General features: G+C 66.0%; 13 protein-coding genes. 9 read left to right on the forward strand and 4 right to left on the reverse strand.

From position 1 onward, the window contains the following. The first annotated feature begins 20 nt into the window (after positions 1-20). A complete protein-coding gene (locus tag METRZ18153_RS0110010) occupies positions 21-572 on the forward strand; it encodes a glycine zipper domain-containing protein (protein WP_020164612.1) in 552 nt (183 codons plus the stop codon). A gap of 85 nt (positions 573-657) precedes the next feature. Here METRZ18153_RS0110010 and lplT read toward each other — a convergent pair whose 3' ends face one another. Next, entirely contained in the window at positions 658-1923 is a 1266-nt protein-coding gene (lplT, locus tag METRZ18153_RS0110015) for a lysophospholipid transporter LplT (RefSeq protein WP_020164613.1), read from the reverse strand. Between the two features lie 246 nt (positions 1924-2169). Here lplT and METRZ18153_RS0110020 point away from each other — a divergent pair, with 246 nt between their 5' ends. The 3 genes from METRZ18153_RS0110020 to radA are packed head-to-tail and all read left to right on the forward strand — an operon-like array spanning position 2170 to position 5643. Beyond that, positions 2170-3069: a LysR family transcriptional regulator gene (locus METRZ18153_RS0110020; protein WP_029143684.1), complete on the forward strand. Its 900-nt coding sequence runs from the start codon at positions 2170-2172 to the stop codon at positions 3067-3069. Positions 3070-3115: 46 nt separating this feature from the next. After that, positions 3116-4276 (forward strand): alanine racemase, encoded by a 1161-nt coding sequence (gene alr, locus METRZ18153_RS0110025; RefSeq protein ID WP_020164615.1) that lies wholly within the window; start codon positions 3116-3118, stop codon positions 4274-4276. A gap of 5 nt (positions 4277-4281) precedes the next feature. Then, positions 4282-5643: a DNA repair protein RadA gene (gene radA / locus METRZ18153_RS0110030; protein ID WP_020164616.1), complete on the forward strand. Its 1362-nt coding sequence runs from the start codon at positions 4282-4284 to the stop codon at positions 5641-5643. Positions 5644-5938: 295 nt separating this feature from the next. Here the strand turns inward: radA and METRZ18153_RS0110035 are convergent, their stop codons facing one another. The 3 genes from METRZ18153_RS0110035 to METRZ18153_RS0110045 form a co-directional block, all read right to left on the reverse strand. Then, a complete protein-coding gene (locus METRZ18153_RS0110035) occupies positions 5939-6832 on the reverse strand; it encodes a nitrate- and nitrite sensing domain-containing protein (RefSeq protein WP_020164617.1) in 894 nt (297 codons plus the stop codon). Beyond that, a complete protein-coding gene (locus METRZ18153_RS0110040; protein WP_020164618.1) occupies positions 6826-8025 on the reverse strand; it encodes a methyl-accepting chemotaxis protein in 1200 nt (399 codons plus the stop codon). The genes METRZ18153_RS0110035 and METRZ18153_RS0110040 overlap by 7 nt, the downstream gene beginning before the upstream one ends. Before the next feature lie 179 nt (positions 8026-8204). Next, positions 8205-9515 carry a DUF3422 family protein gene (locus tag METRZ18153_RS0110045; RefSeq protein ID WP_020164619.1) on the reverse strand — a complete coding sequence of 437 codons (1311 nt, stop codon included), beginning with the start codon at positions 9513-9515 and terminating at the stop codon, positions 8205-8207. A 180-nt stretch (positions 9516-9695) separates the two neighbouring features. Between METRZ18153_RS0110045 and METRZ18153_RS0110050 the strand changes: the two genes are divergently transcribed. From METRZ18153_RS0110050 to METRZ18153_RS0110070, 5 genes are read left to right on the forward strand one after another with little or no spacing between them, the layout of a single operon-like run. After that, on the forward strand, positions 9696-10334 hold the full coding sequence (locus METRZ18153_RS0110050; protein WP_020164620.1) for a GspH/FimT family pseudopilin: 639 nt from the start codon (positions 9696-9698) through the stop codon (positions 10332-10334). After that, on the forward strand, positions 10331-10786 hold the full coding sequence (pilV, locus tag METRZ18153_RS0110055) for a type IV pilus modification protein PilV (RefSeq protein ID WP_020164621.1): 456 nt from the start codon (positions 10331-10333) through the stop codon (positions 10784-10786). Before METRZ18153_RS0110050 ends, pilV begins: the two co-directional genes overlap by 4 nt. Beyond that, entirely contained in the window at positions 10783-11856 is a 1074-nt protein-coding gene (locus tag METRZ18153_RS0110060) for a prepilin-type N-terminal cleavage/methylation domain-containing protein (RefSeq protein ID WP_020164622.1), read from the forward strand. The genes pilV and METRZ18153_RS0110060 overlap by 4 nt, the downstream gene beginning before the upstream one ends. Next, positions 11853-12464, forward strand: coding sequence for a pilus assembly PilX family protein (locus METRZ18153_RS0110065; protein WP_020164623.1), 612 nt, complete (start codon positions 11853-11855; stop codon positions 12462-12464). Before METRZ18153_RS0110060 ends, METRZ18153_RS0110065 begins: the two co-directional genes overlap by 4 nt. Positions 12465-12484: 20 nt before the next feature. Further along, positions 12485-16048, forward strand: coding sequence for a pilus assembly protein (locus tag METRZ18153_RS0110070; protein ID WP_051091678.1), 3564 nt, complete (start codon positions 12485-12487; stop codon positions 16046-16048).

Here is a 16048-nt window from a genome sequence, read left to right on the forward strand (position 1 = left end):
CTTTCATCCGGAGTCCCCACGTGCCCACCCTCAGAAACCTCGCGATCGCCCTCAGTCTGACTGCGTTTGCAGCGCCGATTCTTGCCCAGCCACCGGCCCATGCGCCGGCGCACGGCTGGCGCAAGAAGAACGATCCGCACTACGTCGGCTACACCGGCTACAAGTGGAACGACGACTACGGCATCCGCTCGGGCCGCTGCAATCGCGAAGCGGTCGGCGCAGCACTGGGCGGGACGGTGGGCGGTCTGGTCGGCTCGACAGTGTCGGATCGCGACAGCCGCCTCGTTGCCATCGTGCTCGGTACCACGATAGGCGCGCTGATCGGTGCCCGCATCGGCCGTGACCTCGATGAGGCGGACCGCGCCTGCATCGGTCACGCACTGGAACTGGCCGACAACGGCAAGCCGGTACGCTGGATGTCGGAAGGCGTCAGCTACATGCTGACGCCGGGCAAGGCGAGCGGGGATGGCTGTCGCAGCTACACGCTGCGTGGCGAGGCGAACGGCCGCAGCGACACGTCGAAGGGAACGGCCTGTCGTCGTGACGACGGCGCCTGGGTGCCGCGCGGCTAGGGTCTGTGGACATAGAATCGCGCTGCAAACGCGGTTCGCGATTCAACGGAAACGGACCCTAGACTCCGATCCGACGGCGACGCGGTCAGTGGATCGCGCCGTCGTCCAGCTGCGCGACGTCGTCGTGCCTGCGTTGATTCGCGTGGTGCCATTTGCGCACCGCGTACATGGTCGCCGCGACGAAAGCGCCGAACAGGATCATGACCACGTAGACCGACAGGCCGGCCGCCAGCAGGGCGGCATAGAGCCCGGTCATGATCAGGATGGACAGGTTTTCGTTGAAGTTCTGCACGGCGATCGAATTGCCGGCACCCATCAGCATGTGACCGCGATGCTGCAGCAGCGCATTCATCGGCACCACGAAGAAACCCGCACAGGCGCCGATCAGCACCAGCAGCGGCACCGCCAGCCACAGATTGCTCACCAGCACCATCAGCGGCACCAGTACGCCCATCGCGATGCCGAGCGGGATCACCCGCACCGAGGCGCGCAAGGAGATACGCCGCGCGGCCATCACCGCGCCGATGGCAATGCCCACCGCCACCACACCCTGCAGCTTGGACGCCTGAGACAGACCCATGCCGAGCGCGCGGTCGGCCCAGTCGATCACGATGAACTGCAGCGTGGCGCCCGCTCCCCAGAACAGCGTGGTGACCGCCAGCGAAATCTGCCCCAGCTTGTCCCGCCACAGACCGGTGAAACAGCGGCTGAAGTCGACGAGCAGTGCGACCGGGCTGGCGTGCAGCGGCTTCATCGGCACGCCGGTATCCGGAATATAGAGGTTGAAGAATGCTGCAAGTGCGTACAGTCCGCCGACGATGATCAGACTGACCTCGACCGTGGTGTCCAGGCCGGTGTCGATCAGTGGCAGGTCGATGGCAAGCAGGCGCGCGCTCAGCGACGGATCGATCAGCAGTCCGCCCATCAGCACGCCGAGGATGATGGCGCCGACCGTCAGGCCTTCGATCCAGCCATTGGCGACGACCAGCAGACGGTGCGGCAGGTACTCGGTCAGGATGCCGTACTTGGCCGGCGAATAGGCGGCCGCGCCAAGACCGACGACGGCGTAGGCGAACAGCGGGTGCACCCAGCCGAACATCAGCACACAGCCGCCCACCTTGATCATGTTGCTGATGAACATGACCCGCCGCTTCGGCATCGAGTCGGCGAAGGCGCCGACGAAAGCGGCCAGCGCCACATAGGAAATTGTGAAGAACAGCTTGAGCAGCGGAATCTGCCAACCCGGCGCCTGCATGTCCTTCAGCAGATAGATGGCAACGACCAGCAGGGCATTGTCGGCGAGCGCGGAGAAGAACTGCGCCGCCATGATGATGTAGAAGCCAAAAGGCATCGAACGTCTGCAGCCGGATCTGGCCGCCGGCCGGGCGAAAAAAGTGCGCCTTTATACCATGAACCCCCTGACGCCCTTGCCACCCCCGCGCTTCGTGTCACAAAGCGTATCCTGTCGCGCCGCAACACGATTTCGGCATCCGCAGCGCTGCTGTCGCATCGCGTCCACTGACGCATTTTGGTTTACCCGCCAACCCCGACTTGGTCTATAACCACGAGGGCAGGCGTCACTTATATAGAGGGAAAAATGCCCGATAGAAGGCTGGAAGTCTTTCACGCAGCAGCGAGCCAGATGTCGTTCACGCGCGCGGCGGAACTGCTGCAGATGACCCAGCCTGCGGTCACTTTCCAGATCAAGCAGCTGGAAGAGCATTTCGGCACCCGGCTGTTCGAGCGCGCCCACGGCCGCGTGTCGCTGACGCCCGAAGGCGTCAAGGTGAAGGACTACGCGGACCGCATCCTCGACCTGTTCGCCAGTCTCGAAAACGAGCTGCAGGCGATGGCCACCGACCTGCGCGGCCATCTGCTGATCGGCGCCACGCCCACCGTCGCCGAGTACCACCTGCCGCCGGTGCTGGCCGAATTCCGTATCGCCCATCCGAACGTGGTGCCGCGCTTGACCGTCGACAACCCTGACGTGATCGAGGACATGGTGGATCAGCGCGTGCTCGACATCGGCATCGTCGAAGGCCTCGGGCGCGGCGGCTCGCAGGTGATGGTCGAACCCTGTGCAGAGGACGAACTGGTGGTCGTCTGTTCGCCCGATTTCCCGCTCGCCAAGCTGAAGGAAGTGACGCCCGAACATCTGCTGCTGCATCCCTGCGCCGGGCGCGACGCGGGCAGTGTACGCGCGCTGCTCGAGAACTACCTGTCGCGCGGCGGCGTCGATCCGGCCAAGCTGCCACTGGCGTTCGAGCTCGATCGACTGTCCTCGGTCAAGGGTGTGCTCGAGCGCGGCCTGGCCTACGCCATCCTGTCGCAGGCGGCCATCCGCCATGAAACCAGTCTCGGTCTTCTGGTGGCGATACCGCTGCGGCCGCGGCTGGTGCGGCACATGACGCTGCTGTACCCGTCGGAACGCTTCCGTACTTATATGGCGAAACAGTTCGGCGAGTTCGCAGCAGCCCGGCTGTCGCAGCGCCGATAGTACAATCCGGGGCTTCGCCGCTCGCAGTTCCCGCCGAACGCCCCTCATGTCGCGCCCGCACTACACCGAACCCTTTCCGCTTTTCCGTCCCATCCACGCCTGCATCGATTTCGATGCGCTGCGCCACAACTATCTGCGCACGCGCGAGCTCGCCGGCGGCGTCAAGATGTGGGCCGTGATCAAGGCCAACGCCTACGGTCACGGCATCATGCGCATCGCGCGCGGCCTGGCGACGCTGGCCGACGGCTTCGCGCTGCTCGACCTGGAAGACGCCGTCCGCCTGCGCGAAGCCGGCATCACGCAGCCCATCCTGCTGCTCGAAGGTTTCTTCGGCGCCAAGGACCTGCCGGAAATCGCCGCGCGCAGGCTGTCCACCGTGGTGCACACGCTGGAGCAGCTCGACTGGCTCGAATCGGCGCAACTGCCGGCCGGCGCGCGCATTCCGCTCTTCCTGAAGGTGAATACCGGCATGAACCGGCTTGGCATTACGCCGGCCCAGGTGCCGGCCGCACTGGCGCGCCTGCGCGCCTGGCCGCACGCCGGTCAGATCGGCCTGATGACCCATTTTGCCGACGCCGACGGCGAGCGCGGTGTCGATGCCCAGTTCGCGCGTTTCGCGCCGCTGGCCGCCCAGTTCGACGGCCCGGTGTCGATGGCGAATTCCGCCGCCTTGCTGCGCTTCCCGCAGACGCACGCCGACTGGGTACGCCCCGGCATCCTGCTGTATGGCGCCAGCCCGGCCACGGCCCACGCGACGGCTGCCGACATCGGCCTGAAGCCGGTCATGCGCTTCGAGGCGCGGGTCATCGCGGTGCAACACCTGCAACCGGGCGACCGCGTCGGCTACGGCGGCATGTTCACCGCCGAGCGTTCGATGCGCGTCGGCACCGTGGCCTGCGGCTACGCTGACGGCTACCCCCGTCACGCGCCAAGCGGCACCCCGGTGGCGGTCGATGGTGTGCGCAGCCGGCTGGTCGGCCGGGTGTCGATGGACATGATCGCCGTCGACCTGACGGATATTCCGCAAGCCGGCCTCGGCAGCGTGGTCGAACTGTGGGGCGAACACGTGTCGCTGGACGAAGTGGCGATGCGTGCCGGTACGGTCAATTACGAGCTGGTCTGTGCATTGGCCCTGCGCGTGCCGGCGGTCGAGATCGGCGCGGCCGAACTGCCTGAAACGCAACTGGCCGTCGCACTCGCCCGCTGAACAAGATGGCGAAGCCGAAAACCAGTTACGTCTGCAACGAATGTGGCGCGGTCAGCCCGAAGTGGGCCGGCCAGTGCGCCGACTGCAAAGCCTGGAATTCACTGGTCGAAACGGTGCCGGAGCAGGGCTCCGGCGCGCACCGCTTCGCCTCGCTCGCCGGCACCGCGAAAGTGCAGGCGCTGGCCGACATCCGGCCGCGCGAGGAGCCGCGGCTGCCCACCGGTCTGGATGAATTCGACCGTGTGCTGGGGGGCGGCCTGGTGCCGGGCGGCGTGGTGCTGATCGGTGGCGACCCGGGTATCGGAAAGTCGACACTGCTGCTGCAGGCGCTGGCCCAGCTCGCGCCGCGCGTACCGGCGCTCTACGTGACCGGCGAGGAATCGGGCGAGCAGGTTGCGCTGCGCGCGCAGCGGCTGGCGCTCGACCCGGCCGGCATGCAGCTGCTGGCCGAAATCAATCTGGAGAAGATCGGCGCCGCGCTGAACGATACGCGACCGCGCGTCGTGGTGATCGACTCCATCCAGACCGTCTATTCCGAACAGCTCACGTCGGCGCCCGGTTCGGTCGCCCAGGTGCGCGAATGCGCGGCCCAGCTCACGCGCGCGGCCAAACAGGCCGGGCACAGTCTCATCCTGGTCGGCCACGTGACCAAGGAAGGCACGCTGGCGGGGCCGCGCGTGCTCGAACACATCGTCGATACGGTGCTCTATTTCGAAGGCGAGACCGGATCGAGCTTCCGCCTGGTCCGCGCCTTCAAGAACCGCTACGGCGCGGTCAATGAACTGGGCGTTTTCGCGATGACCGAGCGCGGACTGCGTGGCGTATCGAATCCGTCGGCGCTGTTCCTGTCGCAGCACGCCCAGCCGGTGCCCGGTTCCTGCGTGCTGGTGACGCAGGAAGGTACGCGACCGCTGCTGGTCGAGATACAGGCGCTGGTAGACAGCGCGCACGGCAATCCGCGCCGGCTCACCGTCGGGCTCGACAGCGCGCGCCTGGCGATGCTGCTGGCGGTGCTGCACCGGCACGCCGGCGTCACTTGCGCCGACCAGGACGTGTTCGTCAATGCGGTGGGCGGCGTCAAGATCGGCGAGCCGGCCGGCGATCTGGCTGTGCTGCTGGCCATCGTGTCGTCTCTGAAGAACCGGCCGCTGCCAGCCAAGCTGATCGCCTTCGGCGAAGTCGGTCTTGCCGGCGAGATCCGGCCAGCCCCGCGTGGTCAGGAACGTCTGCGCGAGGCGGCCAAGCTTGGCTTCACCCATGCCCTTATCCCACGCGCGAACGCACCGAAGCAGGCGATCGACGGGCTGACCGTCATACCCGTGGAACGGCTGGAGGAAGCATTCGCGCGGCTGCGCGAGCTGGATTGACGAAGGTTGCGGAAGCGGTCTCCTGACCGCGACTGATACCTGAAGCGAAACCGGCGGCCTGCATACGCCGCGTCGCGGCCAAGGCCGCTCTCACAGGGAGGGCGCAAGACTCGCAGCAGGAGGCTTTGCAAGGGTTCTGTGGGAGGGGTCTTGACCCCGACGGCAGCCTGCATCGAAGCCTGCGGCCGACGGCAGCCAAGTCGCGGCCAAGGCCGCTCCCACAATAATCGCGCCTGATCTAGCTGCCGAGGGACGACTTCGAGCACATCCGCGGCCTGTCCCCGCGCACGAACGCTCAGTGCGCAGCCATGGCGGGCTGCAGCAGCGCAGTCGGCGCCTGCAGTTCCCGTCGCAGTTCGACACCGCATTCATCGACCCACGCATACACGCTGTCGATGGCGCGGGTCGCTTCGGCGAACCAGGCCTGGGCAGTGATACCGCCTGTCTCGCCCAGCAGATTGCGGCGCAGCGTCGTCATCATGCCGCCGACATTGCGTCCAGCCTCGATCGCGGCGCGGCTGCCGTCGGCCGCAGCCAGTGCCTGCCGGACCAGCGCATCGATGCGTGCGGCGAGGAACATCAGGCGTACGCGCGCCACCGGTGCGCACTGACCACGCGATGCGACGCCGGTGCCGATGGCGCGGGCCTGACCGAGGTATTCGGCCAGTGCCGGCAGACTGGCGACGTGGTTGCGTACGCGGCCCGCATCGACGCGACCGGCCGCGCCCAGTTCGACCCGACTTTCGCCCAGCGCGTCCAGCCACTCAAGCGCACGCGACACCAGTTGGCCGTGGCGGCTCAGGCTCTGTTCGGGCAACAGTCCACCATTGCCGAGCAGCTCGATCAGCTCGCGCCACTGGAAGCGGAACACCATCAGTTCGTTGTGAGTGAGGCAGGCACGCGGCATCGCCTCCTCGGCGCGCACGGTGCCGTCGAGTGTCGCGATGCAGCGATCGATCTCCAGCTGCCGTTGCCGCATCTGCGGGGCGAAGCTGGCATCGCCCGCCAGCCATGCGACGCTCATGCCGCGGTGCTGTTGCAGCGTGCGCACCAGCTGCAGCAGCAGCGCACAGTCGTCGAGCGCGCGCAGTGCCGTGTGCGCAGTCTGCGAGGCCGTTCTGCGCCGGTGCCAGGACAGCAGCGCCAGGGCCACTATCAGCGCGGTGGAGATGAAAATTGCATTCAGCATGTCGGTTCGAAGCGGTAGGTTTTGAGCGTGTCGCCGAGCTGTCCGGCCATCTGTTCGAGATAGCCCGACAGTTCCTGGTTGTCATGCACCAGGTGCTCGTTCCGTTCGGCAAGGCCGGCGACCTGTTCGACGTCGCGCGCCAAGGCTTCGGCGGCGCGGCTCTGTTCGATGCTGGCCTGGGCGATTTCGGTCACCGCGTGCAGCGTGGTGTCGATCTGTGCCGCGATATGCTGCAGGCCGGCGAGCACCGTGGCCGTCTCAGCGGAGCCCAGCGCGACTTCGTCGCCGGCAGCGCGCAATGCCTGGCTGGCGGCCGACACTTCACCCTGCAGGCGCTCGATCAGCGCCTGAACCTCGTCAGTGGCCTGCCGGGTCAGGCCGGCCAGCTTGCCCACTTCGTCGGCGACCACGGCGAAGCCACGCCCGGCCTCACCGGCGCGCGCCGCCTCGATCGCTGCGTTGAGTGCCAGCAGATTGGTCTTCTCGGCGATCGAGGCGATGGTGCCGACGATGCCGCCGATGTCGATCGAACAGGTATCAAGCTGGGCCATGCGTTCACCGGCTGTCTGCATGTCGGCGGCGATGTCGTCCATGCGCAGGCCCAGCTGTCTGCCTGTGCGCATGCCGTCGCCAGCTGCCTCGTGCGCGGCGCGCGCCATTGCGGCGGCGTCGCCGGCCTGTTCGGAACTGAGCGCGAGACTGGTCGACAGCTGTTCGAGCGTCGCGGCCGACCCGACGGTCACTTCGCGCTGCGAGCGCACGCCGCTGTCGCCGGCCTGCGCGTTGGCGCTGCTCTCGCGCGCCGAGTGCTCCAGCTCGCGTACCGCGCGCGACAGTCGAGTCATCAGCCGGACGAATGAGCGCGCCATGCTGTTCATGCTCTCCAGCAGCGCCGGGGCATCGATGCTGCCGGGCTGCAGTCGGACGGTCAGGTCACCGCTTTCGAGCGCCATGGCGAAGCGGGTCAGCGCCTGTTGCGCGCGCGCCTCGCGTCGTCGCTGCAGCGACAGGCAGAACAGGCTTGCAGCGAGCGGCAGCAGCGCAGTGGTCGCCACCCAGCCCGACAGGCTGGCAAGCCAGCCGGCGGCAAAGGCGAGCACGATGGCAAGCGCGCCGTGCAGCGAAGTCGAGAGCGGGAGACGCAGACGGATGCTTGCCTGCGAGGTCGGATCTGGGAGCGTGAGCGTATTCATGCCTGCGCTCATGCAAGAGGCAGGCCACCCGTCGCCTTCCGCATTCCTGCGTGGCAAAGGTCGCGCCGAGCGCGGTGCGATGCACACCACCGGTGCGCGCGCGCACCGATGCCGAGCGCATCGTCGGCAGTAGTTGCCGCGACCGGCGTGTTACGGCGCCCCCATCCGGGAGCGGTTGATCAGTGCGCGCCTTCTTCCGCCGCGAGCTTGCGGCGCATGCGTCGCAGGCCGAGCGCGACAAGACCGGCGATGAGCGGAATCGAGATCGCGGTGATCGCCTCCGGGCTCAACGGCAGCAGGTGCTTCACGCCCTTCGCGAGGTACTGCACCAGTTGCGAGGCGTAATAGGTGATGGCGACGATGGACAGCCCTTCGACTGTTTCCTGCAGACGCAATTGCAGACGCGCGCGCCTGTTCATCTGCGCCAGCAGTTCCTGGTTCTGCCGCTGCAGTTCGATGTCGACCCGGGTGCGCAGCAGTTGCGAATTGCGTGCGACGCGGCCGGACAGATCGTCCTGACGGCGGGCGATCGCTTCACAGGTGGAGATCGCCGGCGCGAGCCGGCGGTCCATGAATTCGCCTATGGTCGGAAAGCCTTCGATGCGCTGTTCGCGCAGTTCGGCGATGCGGCTGCGCACCAGTCGGTAATAGGCCTGGGCGGCACCGAAGCGGAAGGTGGTGCGGGCGACCGAGTGCTCGACTTCTGCCGCGAGGCGCGTCAGGTGCGACAGCACGCTGCGTTCGTCCTCGGCGCTGGATGCGCTCCCCATGCCATCCATCAGATTGGCCAGTTCCCCCTCTGCACGACCAAGCAGGCGGCCGACGTCCTTCGCCACCGGAAAAGCGAGCAGGGCGATGATGCGGTAGGTCTCGATTTCCAGCAGTCGCTGCACCGTGCGCCCGGCCTGGCGCGGCGTCAGCCGCTCGTCGAGCACGGTGTAGCGCGACCAGCCATCGGTCAGCATGAAGTCGGTGAATACCCAGGCGGCGCCATCCGACACCTGGGCGCCGACCGCCTGCCGGCCGCTGGCGATCAGCCGGTCCATCACGCTGCGCGGCGGCAGTTCGGCGGTCGAGCGCAATTCGATATGGGTAGCCACCATCAGCGATCCGGGCAGGCCCTCGAACCAGTGCGCGGGTACGGACGCCAGGGCGCCGCGGCTGCAATCCTCGCTGGCCTCCGGCGTGCGGAAGAAGGCATAGCTGGAGAACTCGTTGTGGCGCTCCCACTTCAGCTTGAAGTCGCCGAGGTCGAGCTGCAGGTGACCGCCCTCGGCCAGCGGCAGCGGGCGGGCGTAGGCGTCGGCCAGTAACTGCAAGTGGCGCAGTTCGTCGTCTTCGCGCACGCCGTCGTGCATCAGCGCCACGTAGGACACCAGCTGCGGATGCGCGACCGGCACCGGCGGTCGGGCGTGCAGTTCGTTGTTCAGCTTGTAGCGCAGCGGATGCTCGGTCAGCTTGCCGGCGGTGGCGTGTTCGGGCGTCGTCATGAAGAGAGGGCGTGTGATGTCCGGTGCGCATTGTGCAGCAGAGCAGGGCGGCGCGGGCGCGTGACGCATTTCACGCGAGCGGTCGGCGCGGCGCCGTTCGGGCGATGACTTCTGCCGTTCGTCATCGTCGGGTCGAGATTGACGCTGCGCTGATTTAACCTCAAGTCACAAATTCTCCGCATGGACTTGCAGCTCATGATTCCTGCCAGGTCAGCCCAGCACGGCTTCACCTTGATCGAACTGATGATCGTGGTGGCGCTGCTCGCCATCATTTCAGCCTTTGCGCTGCCTGCGTTCCAGAGCTTCATCGCGTCAAACCGACTGACGTCGGAGGCGAACGAACTGCTCGCCGGGCTCAATTTGGCGCGCTCCGAGGCGGTGCGCTCGCAGCGCCGCGTCGTGCTTTGCCGTGCCTCGGCCACCGGCTGCGTCACGACAGCCGACGGTGAGCGGTGGCAGAGGTGGGTGGTCTTCGTCGATAACGACGCCGATGGTGTGTTCGACGCGAGTGAGCTGCTGCGTGAGCAGGTGATCACCGGCACGACGCTCAATCTGGTGTCCGACGAGGCGCTGCGAGCGGCCGGCAACCAGATCGCCTTCCGCCCGGACGGTCTGGCGCGCGCACCGGGTTCGCTCGCGCTGCAGACCGCCGGGATCAGCGTATGCGACAGCAGCGGCTCGCTGCCGACGACCGCCAATGCACGCAACGTAAATCTGATTTCCGGCAGCCGCATGGCCGTGACGCGCGGCGGCAACGCGAGCTGTGGCGTCACGGCCGCAGTCGAGACGCCGACGGAAGAAGCGGAGGGAGGTACATGAGCATGTCTGTGAAAGCGCACCGGCAGGCCGGTGTGTCGCTGATCGAAGTGCTGGTTGCGCTGTTCGTGCTTGCCTTCGGCATGCTCGGCATCGCCGGCATGCAGACGATGGCGATGAAGGCCAACCAGAGCGCGTTCGAACGGAACGCAGCGGTGATTTCCGCCAATTCCATCGTCGAGCGCATACGCAGCAACCAGCGCTGGGAGCGTGACGGCAGCTATAACCGCGCGCTGCCCACGGGTGCCTGCACGGCGCCGGAAGGCACGGATCGCGTATCGGTGGATATTCAGCGCTGGCTGGGCGAATTGACGACAAATCTCGGGGATAACGCCTGCGGTGGCATTAACTGCACCGGTAGCCCGGTGTTCTGCCGGATTTCGGTGCGTTGGGACGACAGTCGGGTGCAGGGTGGCGCGGCGGCTCAGATTTTCGAAGTGGACGTGCGCATATGAGCCAGCAAATCAACAGCCAGAGCGGCATTTCGCTGGTCGAGGTGATGGTTGCGCTGGCGCTGGGTCTGATCGTGTCGGTCGGCGCAATGTCGCTGATGCTCGGCAACCGCCAGTCCTACCGCACGACAGAGTCGCTTGCGCGGGTGCAGGAGGCGACGCGCATCACCTTCGACCTGATGTCGCGCGACCTGCGCGCCGCCGGCATCAACGCGTGCAGTGGCGGCGTGCGGGTGATGAACCTGCTTGCCGATCCGGCGACCGCTCGCTGGTGGACGGACTGGAATGGTGGCCTGCGCGGGTTCAACGACAGCGACGTATCGACCGCGGTCGCATTCGGCTCGGCGGCGCAGAACCGGGTCGCCAACACGGACATGATAGAACTGATGCACGCATCAACCAATGCATTCCCGGTCAAGGTGCACAACGCCGCCGCGGCCGATGCAACACTCGCCGGGCTGACCGTGCCGGCCCGGTCCATCGCGTTGGAAAAGCCGGGCGGCCAGGGCCACAGCTTCGTTGCTGGCGACCTGCTCGTGGTCTGCGACTACGAGGACACGACCCTGTTTCAGGTGACCGGCGTGAATGCTGATGCGAACTCCGTTTCACACGCGTCGCGCGCAGACGTGGCCGTAACTCCCGGCAATTGCGCCAACACGCTGGGTTTCCGCCCCCTGTGCACTGCCACGGTCACGCGATCCTTCCAGCCGGGTTCGCAAGTGATGCGCTTCGAGCCTGTTGCCTGGTTCGTCGGCAACAACGGACGCACCGGCAGCGAAAGCAGTCCAACCTCGTTGTACCGCATCCGCGTTGTAAACGACGGTGCGGGCAATGCAGGTCCGGTGATCGAAGAAGTGGTCGAAGGCGTGCGTGGCATGCAGCTGCGCTACATGTACGACCGCGAGGATGCGTATCGCAATGCCGATACGGTAGCTGACTGGCGCCTCGTCACCGGCGTCGAGATTCAGCTCACCATCGAGTCACCGGAATCCGGCACGACCACCAGCACGACGCAGCCGCGTCTGACGCGCACGCTCACGCACGTGGTCAATCTTAGGAATCGTGTGCCATGACAGTCCATCTTCATCCGAGGGCACGTCAGCGCGGTGCGACCCTGCTGATCGCGCTGGTCATGCTGGTCGTAATGACGCTGCTCGGGCTGGCCAGCATCCGCAGCACCAGCATGCAGGAGCGCATGGGGGCCAATCTGTATGACCGCAGCCTTGCCTTCCAGGCTGTCGAATCGGCGCTGCGCGAGGCTGAGGCCCGAATCACCATCAATACCGCGGTTACCAACAGCGCCGGGCTCTATTGCCCACCCAACGGGGTGCCACCCAGCTGCGCAGCACCCGGGCCGTCGGCAACCGAATCGGCCACAGAGAGCGAAACGCCCTCTGCTTCCAGTGCAACCTACGTCGAACGCTGGAAGGACTCCGCGACGACCTGGGCCAGCGCCACCACCTGGTGGGGCAGCGTCGACGACGACATGAAGGCGCGGCTGGGCGGAGCCAGCCGCCAGCCGCAGTACATCATCGAGTATATGGGCATGTCGGAAGACGGCACCGGCTGCGGCCAGCGCGGCGACACCAGCTGCCGCGGGCCGCGCTATCGCGTGACCGCACGCATGCCGCCTATCGACGGGCTGCCCAACGTCGTCCTTCAGACCAACTACCGGCCGTGAATTCACTCGGAGTACGCATCATGAGCGCAATCCCCTCCCGCTTCGGCTGGCGCAAACGCGCACTGAGCACGGCATTGCTCGCTGCGTTTGCGTCGGCGCCGGCAATCGCACAGACCGAGATTTCGAATCTGCCGCTGGTGCTGAACGTGACCGCTGCGCCGAATGTGATGATGATTCTCGACAACTCCGGGTCGATGCTCTACGAGACGCTGCCCGACTACTTCCGGGACATCTGGGATTTCGAACTGGCGATGCGCAACACCGGCAGTACGAGCGTGTACATGCCCGACTATGACGACCTGAACATATTCAATCTGGCGCTCCGGTCATCGTCGCTGAACCGCATCTACTACAACCCCAACGTGACCTACCGTACCTGGACGAACGCGGACGGAACCGGCTATGCCCAGTCCTCGCCGACGGCCGCACCGATCCGTCCCGGCTCGACCACGACGATAGACCTGACGACGGAAAAGACGCACACCTTCCGCTGGCGGACGAACACCTCGGTCACGACCTTCTCCGCAAGTTCTTCTGCGGTGCCGCGCACCTTCTCATGCCCGGACGGCCCTGATGGCAACACGCAACCGGACGACACCTGTGCCCAGACCTACGCGCCGATGACCTTCTTCGTCCATAAGGGCACGGGATCGATCTACGAGCGGGCCAATTACTATCGTTATCGCATCGTTGGCGCTGCCGCCACTCGCAAGGACATGGCGGATGGCACCGAAACCGCAGTAACCAGCTTCAGCTGGGCGGGCGGCATCACGCGCACGCTGGACCAGGAAAAGCAGAACTTCGCCAACTGGTACACCTACAACCGCAGCCGTATCAATGCGGCGAAGGGCGGGGTGAGCTACGCCTTTTCGACGCTGGGGCAGAACTACCGAGTGGGCTTCCGTACCATCAACGGCACGACGGGATGGCTGGATATCCCGACCAACGGCACCTTCTCGGATACGAATCGCAGCAATTTCTTCACCAGCCTGTTCGACGCCGTGGCCGACGGCAACACACCGCTGCGCATATCGCTGTGGAACGCAGGCGCCTACTTCAAAACGGCTGACCCATGGGGCCCGAACGTTGGTGGCGCCCCGCTGAGCTGCCGTCAGAGTTTTGCCATCCTGACCACCGACGGCTATTACAACGACAACAGCACGGTCTACTCGACCGCAGGCAATGCCGACGGCACCAAGGGTCGGCCCTACGCGGATACGCAGTCGGTCACGCTCGCAGACATCGCGATGTACTACTACGACACCGATCTGCAGCCCGACATCGAGGACAACGTGCCGACCACCCCGGAGGACGGCAACAACCGGCAGCACATGAACACCTTCGGCGTGTCCTTCGGTCTTACCGGCTCGCTGAATACGGCAACCGATCTGCCACGCCTGACCTCGGGCGAGATTTCCTGGCCGAGCATTTCCACCGACGCCGGCAAGCTCGACGACCTGTGGCACGCGACGATCAACGGCCGCGGTCAATTCGTCAATGCTGGTGACCCGCAGGAATTCGCCGACGGCCTGAAGGGCGCGCTGGACTCCATCGTCGCGCGCACCGCGTCGTCGTCCAACCTGGGCGTGTCGTCAGCCCAGCTGCGGCAGGGCAGCCGGGTGTTCCAGGCGCGATTCACCAGCGAGGTGTGGACCGGCGACATCTTTTCCTTCCTGATCGGCAGTGACGGCGAAATCCCGATCGTGCCGGAGTGGCGGGCATCGGAACGGGTACCGACCCCGGCCAACCGGAACATCTACACGCGCAATGGCAGCACTGCGGTCCCTTTCGTGTGGGACCAGCTCAGCGACGCGCAGAAGGCCACGCTGGGCAACAACAGCGCCGTGCTCGATTACCTGCGGGGCGTGCGCAGCGGCGAGTCGAGCGAAGGCGGTACCTTCCGCAATCGCTCGTCGCTGATCGGCGACATCGTGCATTCGTCGCCGGTCTATGTCGCGGCGCCGGACGACTTCGCCTACGAGCGTTTTTCGTGGCCCGGCGCTTCGACCTACCAGACACACCGGACGCTGCGTTCGGACCGCACACCGATGCTCTATGTCGCAGCGAACGACGGCATGCTGCACGGTTTCGTCGCGAGTACGGGTGCGGAGCGCTTCGCCTACGTGCCTTCGTCGTCGCTGGCGCAGATGTATCAGCTGACTCGGCCCAGCTACACCCACCAGTTCATCAACGACGGCGCACTGACCGTGGCCGACGTCTATGACGCCGGCACCGCGAACGCGTGGCGCACGCTACTGGTAGGTTCCACCGGCCGCGGCGGGCGTCAGCTGTACGCGCTCGATGTCAGCGATCCGACCATCCCGGCCGACAACCCCGCCGGACGGCGCGTCATGTGGGAATTCTCGGACGCTGACTTTGGCAAATTCACCGGCAGGCCGGTCGTTGGCAGGATGAATAACGGCGACTGGGCGGTGCTGGTGGGCAACGGCTACAACAGCAACGAGTACAAGGGCTTCCTGTTCGTCGTCAATGCAACGACCGGTGCGCTGATACAGAAGATCGACACTGGCGCCTGCCCGGAGACCGACGACCCGTGCGTCAGCAACGGTCTGGCCGAAGTGACCACCTGGGACGAGGACAGCGACGGCGATATCGACTACGTCTATGCGGGCGACCTGCGCGGCAATCTGTGGCGTTTCGACGTCACCTCCAGCACGCCGTCCCAGTGGAAGGTGTCGTTCGGCACCGACACGTCGCCGCTGCCGCTGTTCCGCGCGCGTAACGCGTCGGGCACGCCGCAGCCGATCACCTCCAAGGTCGAGGTGCTGCTCGACCCCTCTACCGGCACGCGCTGGGTGTCCTTCGGTACCGGCCAGTTCCTCGGCGACACCGATCGCGCCAGTACCGCACTGCAGACCTGGTACGGTCTTTACGACAACTACCCGAACGCGGCCACGTCTCCGGTAAGCGGGCGCTCGGATCTGGCGCAGCGCGTGGTTCTGGTCGAAACCGAACAGACCACCACGACGGAGACCGAGAACGCCGAAGGCGAGACCGAAACGACGAGCGAAACTGTCAAGGTGAGGGTCATTTCCGCACAGGGCGACACGACAGGCGGCGACCGGGTCATCGATGCGGACGGCACCTACATCCGCAAGGGCTGGTATCTGGATCTCGTTCCGCCCACCGGCACGGCGGCAGGCGAACGCATGATCTACGGCGTGCAGGCCTTCGGTGGTGCATTGTTCGCGACCAGTGCGATTCCGGCGGACGATCCCTGCACACCGGGCGGCTCGGGCTGGCTGATGGCCATCGACCCCTACACCGGTGGCCGCCTCGACGCCGACCTGTTCGCCAACCGTACCCAGGTGACCGTCACCACCGGTGACTCGAGCACCAATTACTACGTCAGCGCCGTCAGTACCGGATCGATGCCGTCCAGCCCCATCCTCGTGCGCAACGAGGGTGGTTCCGGCAACCAGAGCGGTGGCTCGACCGGCGGAACGACGGTCGGGCGCTCGGACGCACTGGTCAATACGTCCGATCTCGGTATTCTGCGCGAGCGCCTGAACCTGCCCGACCGTTTCGGCCGGATTTCCTGGCGCGAACTGATCGCCGACTGA

This window comes from Methyloversatilis discipulorum, assembly GCF_000385375.1.
Taxonomy (GTDB): domain Bacteria; phylum Pseudomonadota; class Gammaproteobacteria; order Burkholderiales; family Rhodocyclaceae; genus Methyloversatilis; species Methyloversatilis discipulorum_A.

What these genes read in the sequence shown, in the direction of transcription:
- lplT (WP_020164613.1), bottom strand. Translation starts at nt 1,923, where the DNA reads ATGCCTTTTGGCTTCTACATCATCATGGCGGCGCAGTTCTTCTCCGCG.
- METRZ18153_RS0110020 (WP_029143684.1), top strand. Translation starts at nt 2,170, where the DNA reads ATGCCCGATAGAAGGCTGGAAGTCTTTCACGCAGCAGCGAGCCAGATG.
- alr (WP_020164615.1), top strand. Translation starts at nt 3,116, where the DNA reads ATGTCGCGCCCGCACTACACCGAACCCTTTCCGCTTTTCCGTCCCATC.
- radA (WP_020164616.1), top strand. Translation starts at nt 4,282, where the DNA reads ATGGCGAAGCCGAAAACCAGTTACGTCTGCAACGAATGTGGCGCGGTC.
- METRZ18153_RS0110035 (WP_020164617.1), bottom strand. Translation starts at nt 6,832, where the DNA reads ATGCTGAATGCAATTTTCATCTCCACCGCGCTGATAGTGGCCCTGGCG.
- METRZ18153_RS0110040 (WP_020164618.1), bottom strand. Translation starts at nt 8,025, where the DNA reads ATGAATACGCTCACGCTCCCAGATCCGACCTCGCAGGCAAGCATCCGT.
- METRZ18153_RS0110045 (WP_020164619.1), bottom strand. Translation starts at nt 9,515, where the DNA reads ATGACGACGCCCGAACACGCCACCGCCGGCAAGCTGACCGAGCATCCG.
- METRZ18153_RS0110050 (WP_020164620.1), top strand. Translation starts at nt 9,696, where the DNA reads ATGGACTTGCAGCTCATGATTCCTGCCAGGTCAGCCCAGCACGGCTTC.
- pilV (WP_020164621.1), top strand. Translation starts at nt 10,331, where the DNA reads ATGAGCATGTCTGTGAAAGCGCACCGGCAGGCCGGTGTGTCGCTGATC.
- METRZ18153_RS0110060 (WP_020164622.1), top strand. Translation starts at nt 10,783, where the DNA reads ATGAGCCAGCAAATCAACAGCCAGAGCGGCATTTCGCTGGTCGAGGTG.
- METRZ18153_RS0110065 (WP_020164623.1), top strand. Translation starts at nt 11,853, where the DNA reads ATGACAGTCCATCTTCATCCGAGGGCACGTCAGCGCGGTGCGACCCTG.
- METRZ18153_RS0110070 (WP_051091678.1), top strand. Translation starts at nt 12,485, where the DNA reads ATGAGCGCAATCCCCTCCCGCTTCGGCTGGCGCAAACGCGCACTGAGC.